Genomic DNA, 16,312 nt, shown 5'->3' on the forward strand with positions numbered 1-16,312 from the left:
CCACAGCACCGCGCGATAGGGCAGGCCCTTGGCGCGGGCGGTGCGGATATAGTCCTCGTTCAGCACTTCGATCAGCGCCGAGCGGGTGACGCGGGCGAGGATCGCGGCTTGCGGCAGAGCGAGCGCGATCGCCGGCAGGACCAGCGATTTCAGCGCCGGCCAGACGCCCGCGCTCCAACCTGGAAAACCGCCGGCCGGCACCAGCCGCAGCCAAACCGCAAACAGGTAGATCAGCATCAGCGCAAACCAGAAGTTCGGCACGGCGACGCCAAGCTGGGCGGCGCCCATCGCAATCGTGTCGCCGGCCCGTCCGTGCCTGCCGGCGGAAAACAGCCCGACCGGAATGGCAATGATGGTGGACAGCGCCAGCGCGATCAGCGCCAGCGGCAGCGAGACGACGACGCGCTCGCGGACCAGCTCGATGACCGGCACCGAATAGGTGTAGGAACGGCCGAAATCGAGGCTCAGCAAGCCGCCGGCCCAGTGCAGATAGCGCAGAGCGAGGGGCGCGTTGAGGCCCATCTGGTTGCGCAGCAGCTCGACCTGGTCGGCGCTGGCGTTCATGCCAAGCATCAGCCGCGCCGGGTCACCGGGAATGATCTCCAGCACGGCGAAGACCACCATCGAGGCCAGAATCAGCGTGACGACGGCGATGGCAAGACGCTTGAGAAGATAGGTGGTCATGGGAGGAGGACCGTTGCGCTGCCTCACTCCGTCCACTTCACCTTAGTCAGGTCGTTGGCCTGGATCGGGGCGTTTTCCCAAAAACCTTCGAGCTTGGCGTCCCAAACGCCGGCTTTCGGCAGTTCGTAGAGGAAGCCGACCACGGCGTCGTCGGCCAATATCTTCTGCGCCTCGCCGAGCAGCGTCATGCGATTGGCCTCATCGGAGGTGAGGTTCAGATCGGCGATGATCTTGTCGAAGGTCGGGTTGTTGTAGTTGAAGTAGTAATCCTTGCGCGAATAGATATCGATGTCGTTGGGCTCGGTGTGGGAGACGATGGTCAGGTCGTAATCCTTCTTGGTGAAGACCTGGTCCAGCCACTGCGCCCATTCCACGGGCACGATCTGCAAATCGATGCCGACATTGCGAAGCTGCGACGCGATGATCTCGCCGCCAAGCCGCGCATAGGGGGGCGGCGGCAGTTTCAGCGTCGCCTTGAAGCCGTTCTCCAGACCGGCTTCCTTCAGCAGTTCCCTGGCCTTCTCGACGTTGTGCGGATAGAGGCCGGTGAGGTCGACATAGGCCTTGTTGGCGGGCGACATGTGCGAGCCGATCGGCACGCCAAGGCCGGCCGAGGCGCCGTCGATGATCGCCTTGCGGTCGAGTGCAAACGAAATCGCCTGCCTGACCTGCAGCTTGTCGAAGGGCGGTTTCTTGTTGTTGATCGAGAGAATGGTTTCACCCTCGGTCGCGCCGATCACCACCTTGAAGCGCGGGTCGTCCTTGACCTGGGCGACACTGTCGGGATCGGGGAAGAAGGGAAAGGCCTGGACGTCGCCGGAAAGCAGCGCCGGTATCGCGGCGGCGGCATCGGGAACGATGCGGAACTCCGCCTTGTCGAGGGACACCGGGGCGCCCCAGTAAGTATCGGACTTGATCAGCGTGATCGATGAGCCCTTGGCCCAGTTCTGGAACCTGAACGGGCCGGTGCCGACAGGCTTTTCCTTGTTGGTGTCGGCTGTCTCCGGCGCGACGATGACCGCGTCGCCCCAGCCCATATTGTAGAGGAAGGAACTTTGCGGGTTGTTCAGCGCGATCCTGACCGTCGCCGGATCGACCACCTCGACCGTATCGATGGCGGCGAACAGGCCCTTTTGTGCGTTGACGGAGTTGTCGGCACGGGCGCGGTCGAGTGAGAATTTCACGTCGTCGGCATTGAAGTCGGTGCCGTCATGGAACTTGACACCGGTATGCAGCTTGAAGGTGTAGACCTTGCCGTCGTCGGAAATGGCCCAGCTTTCGGCGAGATCCGGCAGCACCTCGCCGTTCGGACCGATGCGGGTCAGCCCCTCGAACACATTGGCGTAAAGCACTTCGTCGATCGCCGCCGCAGCACCCGCGGTCGGGTCGAGATGCGGAGGTTCGAGCGTGATGCCAATGACCAGATCGGTCCGCACGGCAAATGCCGATGTTCCGGCAGCCAGCACCAGGCCCGCAGCGGTGAGAATGGTTTTCCACAATTTCATCGTGCAACTCCGATATGCTCAAAAAAAATGCTCAAAACCCGGTGGATAGAAGCGTGATTTCGCCAAGGAGTAAATTGCGTTTCGTGCTTTCCGGCAGCGCAGGCAGGAATGTTTTTCCGTTAGCGGCTAGCTCAAGCGATTGAAGCTTGCGCCGTCGCTGCCGGACTACCGTGCGCCTGCGCCCCTGAGCAGTATGTTCAGCCCGATCGCCATCACCTTGGCAGATTCTACCATGTCCGATATCCCGACCCATTCGTCGGGCCTATGGGCGAGGTCGAGAATGCCCGGGCCATAGGCAATGCAGTCGTAGATGTGGCCGATGCGGGCAATGTGCTTCTGGTCGTAGGTGCCGGGCGAAATCACGTAGTCTGGCTCGCGGTCGAATATCTCCATGACGCCTTGCGCCACCGCCTTCACCACCGGCGCATCGCGCTCCGTCATCAGCGGCAGCACCTCCATGAGATCGCGGATCTCGTAATCGAATTTTTTGCGCTCGCGCTTCAGCCGGTCGAGGATATCAGTGACCTCGCTTTTGACCGTGCTGATATCCTCTTCGAGCAGGAAGCGGCGGTCGATGGTCAGCCGGCAGGAAGCGGGCACGTTGGGCGAGGGCAGGCCGGGCCGGAAATCCTCCGTCTGGCCGCCATGGATCGAGTTGATGTTCATGGTCGATCGCTTTGCCCCTTCGGGCACGACCGGCATGCGCGTGACCTTGCCGTCAAGCGCCGGGAACAGTTCCTCCTCGAAAGCCCATAGCACGGCGCCCATATGGCGCACCGCATTGTCGCCGAGGAACGGCATCGAGCCGTGCGCGATCTCGCCCTTGGTCTCGATCTCCGCCCACCACACGCCGCGATGGCCAAGGCAGATGCGGTCCTTGTTCAACGGTTCGGGGATGATGACGTGGTCGACCTTCGGCTTGGAGAAATAGCCGAGTTTTGCCAGATGGGCGACGCCGCCAAAGCCGCCGGACTCCTCGTCGACCGTACCTGATATTTCGATGGCGCCCGGAAAATCGGGGAAGACCTCCATGAACGCCTCGGCGGCGATGATCGAGGAGGCCAAGCCGCCCTTCATGTCGCAGGCGCCGCGGCCATAGACCTTGCCATCCCTGACAATGCCGGCGAAGGGATCGAGGCTCCAGCCGTCGCCGGCTTCGACCACGTCGATATGCGAGTTGAAATGCACGCAGGCACCGGGCGAGCGGCCATCGAAGCGGGCGACGACATTGACGCGCGGGTAGCGGTCGGTGTCGCCGGGCGTGCCTTCGGCGCGGATGAACTCGACTTCGAAACCGCGTTTCTTCAGCCGCGCTCCGACGTATTCGGCGCATGGCCGATAGGCTTCCCCTGGCGGATTGATGGTCGGAAAACGGATCAGATCCGCGGCCAGCGCGACCAGGTCGTCGACCCGATCATCGACTGCTTTCAGGAGCTGTTCGTTCATTTCGTTCATTCGGCGAATTGAGCAGCCAACGATGCGGTTTGGCAAGCCTGTTAGCGGACCGCGCCGCTGCTGCGTGTTGTTGCGGCAACTATCGCGGGAAATCGTTCAAATTCGCTGCTTTGGATTGGCGAATTCGTCAAGGAGTATGTGGTTACCTCACTTGCCATTTAAAAAATCAAGAATAGCGTGATGGCAGGCAGGCAAGGGCAATCAAAGGGGTTTGATCGCATGAAAAAGACCGTTCTCATGGCAGCGTTACTGGTAACGATGCTGTTCGGTTCTTCGGTCGAGGGCTGGGCAGCCAAGCTGGTTGCAAGGATCGACGTGTCATCCCAGACGATGACTGTAAGATACGGTCAGGCGGTTTACCGATGGCGCGTATCCACGGCGCGCAAAGGTTATATCACGCCGCGCGGCAGCTACCGGCCGCAACGAACGGCACGGATGTGGTATTCGCGCAAATACGACATGTCGCCGATGCCTCATTCGGTGTTCTACCGCGGCGGCTATGCCATCCATGGCACGGGCGCGGTGAAGTCTCTCGGGCGCCCCGCGTCGCATGGCTGCGTGCGGCTGCACCCCGCCAATGCCGCCGCCTTCTATTCGATGGTGAGGCAAGCTGGCTTCCGCAACACGCGGATCGTCGTGACCAACTAACTTTAGGTGGTTGCAAGCTCGCGGTTCTTACAAGAAGTCAGAACGGGCGCTTGTGTAGCGACGGCTTTCCGCTCTGAACCAATTCGTCGGGGAAAGTGGGAGCGCTATTTACGTGGGCGAGCTTTGGGCAGAATATGCCGGGTGGGAGGAAGCATTCGGAATCCCTGAATAATGCGCCTGAACGGCTTCCGACCGTTGGTTGCAAGGGAGGATAATCATGAAACGTATTTTCTCGCTCGCGGCGGGTGCCGCGGCGTTATCGCTCGGCGTATCGAACGCCTACGCACAATCGGGCGGCGTCGATAAGGCGGTCGGCGGCTACAGCTTCGAAGAAGCCGCAAAGGAGGCCCCCGGTACCAAGGACTTCCATTCGGCCGATGGTCACCTCACTTTCGCTATCGTGACACACACTGCCGGCAATGGTTTCTTCGATCCGGTCTACGTCGGCGCGACCGTCGCCGGCAACCTGATCGGCGCCAAGGTCCTGCTGCTCGGCTCGGAATCGCCGACCGACGACCCTGCCCGCGAGATCGAAATCCTGAACCAGATTGTGCAGGATCCGACGATCGACGGGCTGATCATGACAACGCCCCAGGTCGGCGCCTATAACGACATCGTCAAGGCCGCCGAGGCGAAGGGCATACCGGTCGCTACGACCAATTCCTTTGACGGCACGCTCCTCAACCGCAGCGGCATCGGCCACACCGGCCAGGACGCCTCCGCTGCCGCAATCGCCGGCGAGGCGCTCGTCAAGTGCCTCGCCGACAAGGGTATCGAGAAGGGTTCGATCGTCCTGCCGTCGTCGACCGCAATGGGCAACATCGAGGTGAACAACCGCGTCACTTCGGCTTTCAACGCCATCGTCAAGGGCTTGAAGGATGCCGGCAAGCTTGATGCCTTCAAGGTCGACGCGGGTCCGGAGAACACCGGTATCGACACCAATCCGAATGACCCGGTGAACGGCATCGTGACGCTGTTCGAATCGCGAGGCGACGTCGTTGGCGCGTTCGCCGGCAACAACGTGTTCACGCCGGCGCTTGCCAAGGCCGTCGCTCAGACCGGACTGACCGGCAAGATCTGCGCCTACGGTTTCGACCTGGGCCCGGCCCAGCAGGATGCGATGAAGAGCGGCGATCTGACCGGCGCGCTCGGGCAGCAGCCCTTCTTGCAGGGCTTCTGGCCGGTCATGCAGCTCTATCTGGAGATCGATCGCGGTATCGCGGCGGCCAACCTCGACACACGTGCCCAACTGGTGACGAAGGAGACCGTCGAGGACGTCGGCAAGCGCTTCGAGAACTGAGTCCGCTCGGAAGGTCTGAAATCATTGCGGGAGGGCGCAAGCTCTCCCGCAATGCGGCAGCAGGGAAATCGACCAGAAGAGACCATGGCGCTTACCGCGACCACATCACTCGGCCGTGCGCCGTCCCAGATCGTCGGCGGCTGGGAGGTGGGGCTCGTTACCTTGCTTTTGCTGCTCTATCTCGGCGGCGCTCTCGTCAATCCCGCGTTCTTCGGGTCAACAGGGGCGTTTCACTCGCTGCTCCGCGACACCTCGCGGGTTGCCATCATCGCGGTCGGAGTGACCTTCGTCATCGTCAACAAGGACCTCGATCTTTCGGTCGGTTCAACTTACGGCCTAGTCGCTGTCGTCTTCGCCAGGCTGTTCGCGCCGAGCTTCCTTGACCTCGGCGTCGTCACGTCGGTGATCCTCTGCGTGCTTCTCAGTGTGTTGATCGGTCTCGTCAATGGCGTGCTCGTCACCATCCTGAAAGTGCCTGCATTCATCGCCACCCTGACGATACTTTTCATCGGCCGCGGCTTCGTGCTGGCGCTCACTCACGGCCAGGCGATCTACTATCCTGCCAAGGCGACCGGCTATCCGCTTTTTTTTCACCTCGGCGAGACTAACTTCCTCGGCTTCAACAACCAGATTGTGATCTTCGTCGTTGTCGCCGTGATCGGCGCCTATGTGCTCGCCAAGACGCGCTGGGGCTACGAGACCTTCGCCACCGGCGGCAACGAACAGGCGGCGTCCTATGCCGGCATCCCGACCAACTGGGTGCGCATCCGAGCCTACCTGATCTCCTCGCTCTGCGCGGCGCTAGCCGGCCTGATGTCAGCTGCCCAGGACAAGGGCGTGACGCCCCTCTACGGCGTCAGTGGTGAGCTGATCGTCATTGCCGCCGTGATCATCGGCGGCGCCTCGATCCTCGGCGGCCGCGGCCGGGTCGCCGGATCCTGCCTTGGCGCCCTGCTGGTAGTGCTGCTCGACAAGGTGTTACGCGAGGGCTGGCCGATCACGCGCACCATCAAGATCGGCGACGAGGAGATCACGGTCAACGCCGTCTTCTCGCTGCCGGTCGGCGCGGTGCCGGTGTTCCTCGGACTGCTGCTCGTCGTCGCGGTGCTCATCGAGCCCTATCTCATCCGCCGCCAGGTGGCAGGGCGCCTCTGGGCCTGGCTCCGCGGCCGGCCGCCGCCACCGGCTTACGAGATCGGCGGCATCGCGATCGAGGGAGTGCAGACCAAGGGCGCAATGGCGACCGACATGGCGCTGTCGGCCACCGGGTTCGGCAAGTTCCTCGCCCGGCGCGACGCGCTCGCCATCATCCTGACCGTGCTCCTGTGGCTGACCGGCCTTGCGCTCCGACCGGACTACTGGTGGAACCTGTCCAACAGCTTCGCGATCCTGCTCAACTACACTGAGCTTGCGCTGATCACCATCGGGCTCACCTACGTCATCGCCGCCGGCGATATCGATCTCTCTGTCGGGGCGGTGCTCGCCCTCGCCGGCAGCACCGCCGCCTATTTTCTCAAGGTTCTCGGCGCCGACCCCGTGACCGCGGTGGCGATGGGCCTGCTCGCGGGCATGTGCGCCGGCCTCATCAACGCGATCGTCACCGTCGGCTTCAAGTTGCCGGCCTTCATCGCCACACTCGGCATGTTCTACATCGCCCGCGGCCTCGCCGCCTGGTTCGTCGCCGGGCAGCAGCTCACCGGCTGGCCCGAGGGCTACAACCTGCTTGGCCGCAAGGTGAACGACATCCTGCTGCACTACCGCATCTCGCTGCCGGACGGGCTGCTGCGCTCGATCGCGGAGGTGGTGAGCGTCCAGACCATCTGGATGCTGTTCGTCGCCGTCATTGCCGGCGTCGTGCTCGCCTATATGCCGTTCGGGCAGAAGGTCTATGCGACCGGCGGCAACATTCGCGCCGCCGCCTATGCCGGGATCAACACCAACCGGGTGCGGTTCCTCGCGCTTATGCTGGCGGCGCTCTGCGCGACAATGGCCGGGATCATCAACGTCGCCTACTTCCGCAGCTTCAACCCGGTGGCCGGCCAGTTCCGCGAGCTCGACGCCATCGCTTCGGTGATCATCGGCGGCGGTTCGATCTTCGGCGGCTACGGCACCGTGATCGGGGCGCTCGCCGGGGCGGCGGTGATCACCCTGATCCGGGCGCTGCTGCAGCTCAACGTCCAGGGCTTCACCATGCCGCAGCACTGGATCAACGTCTTCATCGGCGGCATCCTGATCGTGGCGGTGCTGATCGACATCTGGGTGCGCCAGGCCAACATCTTCGGCCGCCTGCGGGCGCGCCTCGCACGGCGCACAAGAACGGCGGAGACCACCCATGCGTGACCCGACCATGCCTGCACCGATCGTAGAAATGCGGGGCATCGAAAAAGCCTTCGGTGCGGTGCAGGCGCTCCGCAGCGTCGACCTCGTGCTCTATCCCGGCGAGATCCTGGGCCTCGTCGGCGACAACTCGGCCGGCAAATCGACGCTGATGAAGATCCTGACCGGTGCCTACCAGCGCGACGCGGGCGAGGCTTTCGTCGCCGGGCAGCCAGTGCACTTCAAGAGCCCGCACGAAAGCCGCGACGCCGGCATCGAGATGATCTACCAGGATTTCGCTCTTTGCGGGAATATGGATGTCGGTCAGAACATCTTTCTTGGCCGTTGGCCGCGCAAGGGCCTTTTCGTCAATCGGGCGGAAAATGTACGCGGAAGCCGACAGCGTGCTGAAGCGGCTCAAGGTCGACGTGAACTCCGTCTATCAAAAGGTCGAGAGCCTGTCAGGCGGACGCCAGCAATCTGTGGCGATTGCCCGCGCTATCTCCTTCCAGCCGCGCGTGGTGATCCTCGACGAGCCGACCGCCAATCTCTCGGTGATGGCGACCGAGCGGCTGCTCGAGACCATGCTGGAACTGAAAAAGCAGGGCGTTGCCCAGATCATCATCTCGCACCGCCTCGTTGACATTTTCGCTGTGGGCGACCGCGTGATGGTGCTGAAACGCGGCGAGAACGTCGGCGATCGTTACATCAAAAACACCGACGAGCATGAGGTCCTGGAGATCATCGTCTCCGGCACGCGAGAGCACGCACTTACGGCCGATGAGGCGAGGCTTTGACCGATCGGTTCACTTTTCTCCAGGCGTGGCTGTCAAACAGCCCTTTCATTTCGGACGTGCTTAAGGATTGGCGGTGAAACTTGCCGCGCCGAAAGACCGAAACTTGAAACAAGGCCGCCATCGAGCGATCCGGCCGAAACAAAAAACCCGCCTCAGCGGGCGGGTCGTTGGCGCAGATCGGCATTATGCTTAAATTCCTAGCATAACTGCCGTCACCTGTCAAGCCGACTCTACCCACAGTTGCAGGGCAATCGCTTCACACCTGCGCTGCCTCTCATTGTCCTGCCGCTCAGGCGGCTTCGCCGCGCTGTCTCGCCCGTTGACGCTTTCTGCGCGGACCGCTGATCTCCCACCTTTTGTGGAACCACATCCACTGGCCTGGATCCTCGCGCACCCAGCGCTCGACCACGTCGTTGAGCAGCTGGGTGGTGCCGTGGACGTCGACACTGCCGCCGGCGGTGCGCGGCAAGGTCAGTTTGTCCTCGATCTCGAGCCGGAAGCGGTTGCCCGGCAAGCGCACGCAGCGCGCCGGATAGACATCGCAATCATAGTGCCGCGCCAGGGTGCCCAGAACCCGGTTGCTCTCGCATGGGCGGCCGAAGAATGTCGTTTCGAGCCCGCTCGAGAATTTCTGGTCGACGAGCACGCCGATATTGCCGCCTTTCTCCAGAATGGCCGCCAGCGCGAATGAAGCGCCGGTCGAGGAGGGCAGAAGCGACCCCATGGTCGAGCGGCGAGTCGAGAGGATGTAGTCGGCAAGGTAAGGGTTGTTGGGCGGGCGAAACAGCGCCGTGATGTTCATGCCGAAAGTGGCTGCCGCCACCGGAAGCAGTTCGAAGTTGCCGAGATGCCCCGTGAAGATGATATGCGGTTTTTGCTCGCCGGCGATCTCGACGAAATGATCGACGCCGCGGACCTCGACGCGCCCCGGTTTCGTCGCGTTGGGATCATAGTCGAACAGGGCGTCGAGAAAGACGTACTCCGCGGCGAGGCGAGCCATGTTGCCCCACATGTCGGACGCGATGGCCTGGATCTCGCTGTCGCTCTTTTCCGGGTAGGCGTTGCGCAGATTGGCGATGGCGACGTTGTGGCGTCCCACCCACGGACCAATGCGGCGGGCGGCTCGGTCGGCGAAATTGAGCGCGCTGTCGACCGGCAGCAGACGCAGCAGCCAAATTATCGTCATCGCGGCGCGCGCAAGCAGCCAGTAGTTGAACTGGCGCAGCCGCCTGCCGTGGCGGAACGCCAAGTCCCTGCGGTGCTTCTTGAAGGCGTTGCCGACCATTCCTAGCCCATGATGTTTTTATGGTCAGCCGACGCGCAGGATGATCTTGCCGAACACGTCGCGACCTTCCATGCGCTTCAGGGCGGCGTCGATGCCGTCGAAGCCGACTTCGGTGTCGATAACCGGAGAAACCAGCCCCGCCGCCATTTTCTGCATGGCGTCGGCCATGTTTTGCATACGGCAGCCGAAGGAGCCGAGCAGCTTCAGCTGCTGCTGGAACAATTGCATCAGGTTGATCTGCGTCGACACGCCCGAGGTCGAGCCGCAGGTCACCAGGCGACCGCCGCGTTTCAGGCACAGCATCGAGGCGGCAAAGGTGTCGGCGCCGACATGCTCGAAGACGACATCGACGCCCTTCTTTTTCGTCAGTTTGCGCACGATGCCTTCGAAACGGTCCTCGCGATAGTTGATGACGTGGTCGGCGCCAAGCGCCTTCGCCTTGTCGATCTTGTCGTTCGAGCCGACCGTGGTGATCACAGTGCAGCCCATTTTCTTTGCCAGCTGGATCGCGGCGGAGCCGATGCCCGAGCCGCCGGCATGGATAAGGATGATCTCCCCGGGCTGCAACCTGGCATTGTCGAACAGCATGTGTTCGACCGTGCCGAAGGTGACGGGCGCGACGGCCGCGCCAATGTCCGTCACGCCGGGCGGGGCGGGGACCAGCAGGCGCGCCGGCAGGTTGATCTTCTCTTGCGCAAAGCCATCGAGATGGAAGCCGTGAACGCCCGAGACATGCTCGCATAGATTGTCGCGGCCTTCGCGGCAGGCACGGCAAAGCCCGCAGGTGCGCGCGCCGTAGATCGACACAAGCTGTCCGGGTACAAGGCTGGAGACGCCGGGGCCGACCGCCTCGACCTCGCCGGAAGCTTCGGCGCCGACGACCAGCGGCAGCTTGCGCTTGGCGAAGGCCATGCCGCGCCAGCCCCAGACGTCGATATGATTGAGCGCCACGGCCTTGATGCGCAGCGTCACTTCGCCCAGCGCAGGCTGCGGCGGAGGCGGCAGGTCCACCGTTTCAAGGCGGCGGTCCTCGATAAGTTGCAATGCGCGCATTGAGCCTGTCGGTTCTGTTGAGCGGGAAAAGGCTCGCTTAGACTGGTTCCCGCGCCATGACAAGGCAGGTGTTCTGGCCGCCGAAGCCGAAGGAGTTCGACAGCACCGTGCCGACCTCGGCGTTGCGCTTCTTGTTCGGTACCACGTCGAGCACGATCGCCGGATCGGGATTGTCGTAATTGATGGTCGGCGGGATCACGCTCTCGCGCATGGTCATCAGCGAAAACGCGGCCTCGACGGCGCCAGCGGCCGACAGCGTGTGGCCGATCATCGACTTGTTCGACGAGATCGGCATCGAGGCGATCCGCTCGCCGAACACGGTCGACAGCGACAGATGCTCCATCTTGTCGTTTTCCGGCGTCGAGGTGCCATGAGCGTTGACATAATCGATCTCGTCCTCGCCCAAGCCGGCATCGGCGAGGGCGGCGCGAACGGCGGCGATCGCCGGCGAACCGTCCGGCTTCGAGCGGGTGCGGTGGAAATCGTCGGCCTTCTCGCCGCAGCCGCGCAGGATGCCGAGGATGGTCGCGCCGCGGGCCAGTGCGGCCTGCAGCGATTCCAGCACAAGCGCGCCCGAGCCCTCGGCCAGCACGAAGCCGTCGCGATCCTTGGAGAACGGCTTGGACGCCCTTTCGGGGATGTCGTTATGCGTGGAGAGCGCCGAAAGCAGGGAGAAACGGATCAGCGCCTCGGCCGTTGCCGAGCCGTCGGCGCCGATCGACAGCGCCCTGTCGCATTCGCCGCGGCGGATCGCCTCGACGCCGAGCTGGATCGAGGTGGCGCCCGAGGCGCAGGCCGTCGACAGCGTGATCGGCAGGCCGCGCGTCCCAAAACGGTCGGCGAGCCGGTCGGCGATCGAACCGAACTGGGTGGTTTCGAAAACATCGAGTTCCTTCAAGCCGCGCGCCACGCGAAGCAGCCGTTCGGCGCCGATGTCGTGCTTGTCGGAATTGTAGAGCGAAAAGCGCTCGCTCCAGTCGAGTTCGACGGGCGGCGAGGCGAGGAAAAGCGGCCCGCCGAAATCGCCCGAATCAAGGCCGGCTTCGGCCACGGCTTCCTGCGCGGCGATCTCGGCGAGATCGCAGGTAAGAAGGCTGGCGCCCTTGGAGCTCGACGGCAGGAAATCGACCATGCCGGAGATGCGGGTGTTCAGATGGTCAACCGGAAAGCGGGTGATCGGATGGATGCCGGACTTGCCCGCGGTGAGCGCTGCCCAATTGTCGGCCTTGCCGACACCCAGCGACGTCACCACGCCGATGCCGGTGACGGCGACGATCGGCCTGCCCATGTGGTCGTTCAGATTGGCCATGACTTGTCCCGGACCTTTAATCGGCGGCGTTGACCAACGCCAAGCCCTCGAATTGGTGATAGCCGACCGCCGTTGCAAGGACGGTCCTGGGAATGCCGTTGAACGGCTTCTCGGTGGCGGGGTCAAAAGCCGGGTAGGCGGCCTTGCGTTCGACAGCCAGTGCCGCCAGCGCCACGGCGAAGGGAAACTGTGCTTCCTTCATGTGGCCGGTCAGCGTCGAAAAGCCGCGTGCGGCAATCGCCGGATTGGCGTCGAGCGCCGATTTCTCGGCAGCAGTAGCGGTATGGGCACCCGAAGCGCCCGAAATCGTCAGCAACTCGCCGTTCGGCAATGCCGCCTGCCTGAGCAGCGCGGCAATCTCGGCATCGAGTTCGCCCTGCCGGCGTTTTGCGCGTCCGGATACGACCGGGCCGAGTTCGGCATAGATCTTTCGCCCGCGGCTGATCGCATGTTCGCGCTGTTCCAGGACGAGAAACGCGCCGCCTGATCCAGTCACCACGCCACCGCCGTCCAGGCCTTGTCTCTGCCAGACCGGCCTCCAGGGGCCGCGATGCAGATAGCCGGCCAGTTCATAGCCAAGCAGCATGTCGGAATGCTCGGTCTGGAAGGCGCCGCCGACCAGTATATGCGTCGACTGGCCGGAGCGGATGCGCGCGGCGGCCGTCTCGACGGCGGCGACGCCGGCACCTTCCTCGCCCATGAAGGTGCGCGACGAGCCGGTCACCTTGTGGACGATCGAGATGTTGCCGGCGAGCAGGTTGGAAAGCTGCGCCAGAAACAGCGTCGGCCGCAATTCGGTGGTCAGCTTCTCGTTGAGCAGGACGTCGCGGTCGTTGCGGTTTTCCGAAGCGGCGAGAATGTCGGCGTCGACGGTTTCGTCGCGCTCGCCGCCGCCGGCAGCCACCACCATGTCCATGGTCGTGCAGAGTTCGTCATTGCCCTTGATGCCGGCATCATCGAGCGCCATGCCGGCGGCGTAGGTGCCGAGCCTTTGCCAGGTTTCCATCTGCCGCTGGTCGCCGCGCTTGGCGATCTGCAGGTTCCAGTCGATCTCCGGCAGCGGGTGGATGGTGTAGGGCGAGAAGCGCGATGCTTCGAGCACGGGTTCCAGGCCTGGCTGGGCGAGTTTGCGCCAATGCGCATCCGAACCTTCGCCCAGCGAAGAGACAAGGCCGATGCCTGATATGACGACGTGGTGGGGGCTCATGGGCGGCTGTTGTGGGTCAGGTTTGAAGGCGCAACAAGATCGCGGGCTGAACCATTTCAGGCGTTCTTGGCCGCGACCAGAGCGTCGATCTTGGCGCACAGGTTCTTCATGACGAAGTAATCGTCGGTCGAGGCCTTGCCGTCGTTGACCTCTTGCGTCCACTTTTCCAGCGGCACCTTGATGCCGAATTCCTTGTCGATGGCAAAGACGATGTCGAGGAAGTCGAGGCTGTCGATGCCGAGATCGTCGATAGTGTGGCTTTCAGGGGTGATCGTGTCGATATCGATCTCACTGGTGTCGGCGATGATCTTGGCGACTTTGTCGAACGTGGTGGACAAGGGCTTTTCCTTCGGTTGCGGGCGGAATCTGTCCGCATGTGTTTGGGCGCTGTCTAATCGGTTTTTCCGAGCAGGAAAAGGGCCTGATACGCCGGCCGCAAATGGGGTGGCCGTTCTGCTAGGGCAATAGGGGTCGCAGGACCCTCCCGACGATATGCCGCAACCATCCCATCTCTGGTCATTGCGTGAAGGTGCTCAGGGCCTTGGCCGAACATCGCGACATGAGCCTGGGTGACGTCATCGAGGGCATCGTGCTTTCGAAGGCCAGACCCCGTTTTCCCCGGCGACTCTGGAAACGATCGGCCAATTGAAGCGCATCTGCGGGCCAGAGCTTGGCGCAGCGGACAGCCACGGTCTGGCGGAAACCGGCGGGAAGGGGACGACGAACCAACTTGAGCGCAGCCACAGCATCGTGCGTTCGGGGCCGGATGCTTTCCGGTGTAGCGAACGCGAACGTCCGTTCAAGGCAGCGAGCGGCGCGACCGAATTTGCCACAGCTGCGCACCTTGCCGATGTCGATCTCAACAGCGACGCGCAGTATCATCAACGTGGGAGAAGTAGAGAGACATTGACACGAGGTGCGAAAAAGCAACGCCAATACAGCTGATTAGTTACGACGTAGGTACTCTCGCAGATATGGTATTGGCCGTCCGGGGATTGCTGTACACGGTCCCGTGGGATGATAAAATTATGCGGCAAGTAAGTGTAACCACCGTCTATCCTGGACCGCACCGAAGACCGAGGTATCGCGCGGCAATCAGAGCCGCCGCAACACTTGAATTTCGTCTGTGGGTCAACTTTGTCTTCGTACCAATCGTGGGCGTTAGCGGTTGTTGCGGCGGCGATACACATTGCCGTGAAGATTAATCTTCGCATGGCATTCCTCAAGTGTTTTGGCAGTCGCTGCTCGTTCGAGCGTCTATGTATATTAGCGTTCCATTGAAAATACCATTGGCCACCGACTGACTAACGCAGCTCCAGCAAGCGACGCTCGCAACTGAAAGACCGGGGGTCACAGCTTCCCCTTCAACTTCTCCGAAGGAATGGCACAGATGGGTCGGAACCGGTATTCCGCTTAGGGTACCAGCGCCAGATTTTTACCACTAGCGAACGCTTCACCCGTCTCCAGCGCAGATTAGAAGGTGACGCGGCCGAGAACGCGCAGGCCGTCGCCTTGCAACTCGACGATCACGGCTTCGCCTTCGCGCGGCGAGATGCCGGTGAGAGCCATGATGTTCTCCAGATGGGTGACCATGACCAGATTGTCGGAACCGGAATAGCCGCGGATCTCGTTCATGATCGCCTCGAGTTGGGCGGCTTTCTCGCTCGCGTCTGTCTTCAACAGGTCAAGCGGCGCGAACGGTTCAGGTTCCGCTCTGAAAGCGATGCGGACCGTGTCGAGGCAGCGGCAATAGCGGCTGGACAGCATGCGCTCGATGGGCGCGGCGCGGGCGGCGAACAGCGCGCCGATCTTGCGCGCCTGCTGCTTGCCGCGCACCGAGAGATTGACCTGGGTCGCGCATTTCTCGATGTCGAAATTCGCCGGATCGGTGGTGCCGGTGACCATGGCATGGCGAAGCAGCACCACATGTCCGCCGTCGCGCAACAGCGCCCAGCCGGCTTCAGTCGCATGGGCCGACGCGGGAATGACGAGCAGCAATAGCGCCAGCACAAATCGAAGCATCAAACGTCCTTTTCTGGTCACCGGAGGTGGGTTCCGGTGCCCGCATATAGGGACGGCAAAGCCGGCCGAAAAACAAGGCACGACCAATCCCGGCTGTTTGCGAGAACAGACCGCTTCGTAAGGCGGGGTGATTGCGCTGCAATCCCGGCTCGCCTATCAGGAGAAAAATGTCCCCACTCATCGAAACCGTCCTTTTTGTCTTCGGCCTTGTCGCGCTCGGCTATCTGGCTGGGCTCACCGGCTATCTGAAGGCGGAGGCGGGCGAGGCCATCGCCGAATTTGCCGTCGGGGTGGCGATGCCGCTGCTTCTGTTCCGCACCATGGTCAATGCCGATTTTCATGGCGCCGCGCCCTGGTCGTTCTGGGGGGCCTATTTCACGGCCGCGGCAGTCACGTGGGCTGCAGGCCATCTGGTGATCACGCGAGTGTTCGGGCGCGACGCGCGTGCGGGGGTCGTTGGCGGCGTGTCGTCGGCTTTTTCCAATCTCGTCCTGCTCGGCATCCCGTTCGTCCTCGGCACATTCGGGCCGAGTGGATTCGAAGTGCTGTCGCTGCTGATTTCCGTGCATCTGCCGACGATGATCATGGCGTCGATCATCTTGTTTTAAATTTTTGGCCGCGGTGACGAGCACGTGCATCCGCTGCGCATCATCCGGCGCTTCCTTTACAAGATGCTTTCCAATCCGCTGATCGTCGGCATCCTGGCTGGATGGGTATGGCGTATCACCGGC

At 62.6% G+C, this 16,312-nt stretch carries 13 protein-coding genes and 2 pseudogenes; 6 read left to right on the forward strand and 9 right to left on the reverse strand.

The features are described 5' to 3' along the window. From EOA78_RS30945 to EOA78_RS30955, 3 genes are all read right to left on the reverse strand, one after another. A partial coding sequence (locus EOA78_RS30945) for an ABC transporter permease (protein WP_164784012.1) occupies positions 1 to 684 on the reverse strand: 684 nt, incomplete at its 3' end. A gap of 23 nt (positions 685 to 707) precedes the next feature. Then, on the reverse strand, positions 708 to 2,189 hold the full coding sequence (locus EOA78_RS30950) for an ABC transporter substrate-binding protein (RefSeq protein ID WP_127319054.1): 1,482 nt from the start codon (positions 2,187 to 2,189) through the stop codon (positions 708 to 710). Between the two features lie 165 nt (positions 2,190 to 2,354). Beyond that, entirely contained in the window at positions 2,355 to 3,635 is a 1,281-nt protein-coding gene (locus EOA78_RS30955; RefSeq protein WP_127319056.1) for an acetylornithine deacetylase/succinyl-diaminopimelate desuccinylase family protein, read from the reverse strand. A gap of 228 nt (positions 3,636 to 3,863) precedes the next feature. On the opposite strand from EOA78_RS30955, the gene EOA78_RS30960 reads away from it, so the two are divergent. The 4 genes and pseudogenes from EOA78_RS30960 to EOA78_RS30975 all read left to right on the forward strand — a co-directional run bounded on the left by EOA78_RS30960 (position 3,864) and on the right by EOA78_RS30975 (position 8,705). Beyond that, complete coding sequence (locus EOA78_RS30960; RefSeq protein ID WP_029351843.1) at positions 3,864 to 4,292, forward strand: L,D-transpeptidase; 429 nt, start codon at positions 3,864 to 3,866, stop codon at positions 4,290 to 4,292. A 217-nt stretch (positions 4,293 to 4,509) separates the two neighbouring features. Further along, on the forward strand, positions 4,510 to 5,592 hold the full coding sequence (locus EOA78_RS30965) for a substrate-binding domain-containing protein (protein WP_127319058.1): 1,083 nt from the start codon (positions 4,510 to 4,512) through the stop codon (positions 5,590 to 5,592). 84 nt (positions 5,593 to 5,676) lie between these two features. After that, entirely contained in the window at positions 5,677 to 7,932 is a 2,256-nt protein-coding gene (locus tag EOA78_RS30970; RefSeq protein ID WP_127319060.1) for an ABC transporter permease, read from the forward strand. Beyond that, a pseudogene (locus EOA78_RS30975) lies at positions 7,925 to 8,705 on the forward strand (ATP-binding cassette domain-containing protein). Before EOA78_RS30970 ends, EOA78_RS30975 begins: the two are co-directional and overlap by 8 nt. Before the next feature lie 289 nt (positions 8,706 to 8,994). Here the strand turns inward: EOA78_RS30975 and EOA78_RS30980 are convergent. Genes EOA78_RS30980 through EOA78_RS31000 form a run of 5 tightly spaced genes read right to left on the reverse strand, consistent with a single transcriptional unit; the run spans position 8,995 to position 13,897 of the window. Further along, complete coding sequence (locus EOA78_RS30980; RefSeq protein ID WP_127319062.1) at positions 8,995 to 9,990, reverse strand: lipid A biosynthesis lauroyl acyltransferase; 996 nt, start codon at positions 9,988 to 9,990, stop codon at positions 8,995 to 8,997. Between the two features lie 24 nt (positions 9,991 to 10,014). Then, positions 10,015 to 11,043, reverse strand: a complete 1,029-nt coding sequence (locus EOA78_RS30985) for a zinc-binding dehydrogenase (protein ID WP_127319064.1) — start codon at positions 11,041 to 11,043, stop codon at positions 10,015 to 10,017. Positions 11,044 to 11,080: 37 nt separating this feature from the next. Beyond that, entirely contained in the window at positions 11,081 to 12,352 is a 1,272-nt protein-coding gene (locus tag EOA78_RS30990) for a beta-ketoacyl-ACP synthase (RefSeq protein ID WP_127319066.1), read from the reverse strand. A gap of 16 nt (positions 12,353 to 12,368) precedes the next feature. Continuing rightward, positions 12,369 to 13,559 (reverse strand): beta-ketoacyl-ACP synthase, encoded by a 1,191-nt coding sequence (locus tag EOA78_RS30995; protein WP_127319068.1) that lies wholly within the window; start codon positions 13,557 to 13,559, stop codon positions 12,369 to 12,371. 56 nt (positions 13,560 to 13,615) lie between these two features. Continuing rightward, positions 13,616 to 13,897, reverse strand: coding sequence for an acyl carrier protein (locus EOA78_RS31000; RefSeq protein ID WP_006335407.1), 282 nt, complete (start codon positions 13,895 to 13,897; stop codon positions 13,616 to 13,618). 307 nt (positions 13,898 to 14,204) lie between these two features. Between EOA78_RS31000 and EOA78_RS36615 the strand changes: the two genes are divergently transcribed. After that, positions 14,205 to 14,504 (forward strand): hypothetical protein, encoded by a 300-nt coding sequence (locus EOA78_RS36615; RefSeq protein WP_206533535.1) that lies wholly within the window; start codon positions 14,205 to 14,207, stop codon positions 14,502 to 14,504. Positions 14,505 to 15,032: 528 nt separating this feature from the next. On the opposite strand, the gene EOA78_RS31010 is transcribed toward EOA78_RS36615, so the two are convergent. Next, positions 15,033 to 15,581, reverse strand: coding sequence for a histidine phosphatase family protein (locus EOA78_RS31010; protein ID WP_127319070.1), 549 nt, complete (start codon positions 15,579 to 15,581; stop codon positions 15,033 to 15,035). A gap of 167 nt (positions 15,582 to 15,748) precedes the next feature. On the opposite strand from EOA78_RS31010, the pseudogene EOA78_RS31015 reads away from it, so the two are divergent. After that, positions 15,749 to 16,312: pseudogene (locus EOA78_RS31015) on the forward strand (AEC family transporter); the annotation flags it as partial.

It is taken from the genome of Mesorhizobium sp. M5C.F.Cr.IN.023.01.1.1 (genome assembly GCF_003997585.1).
Classification (GTDB): Bacteria; Pseudomonadota; Alphaproteobacteria; order Rhizobiales; family Rhizobiaceae; genus Mesorhizobium; species Mesorhizobium wenxiniae.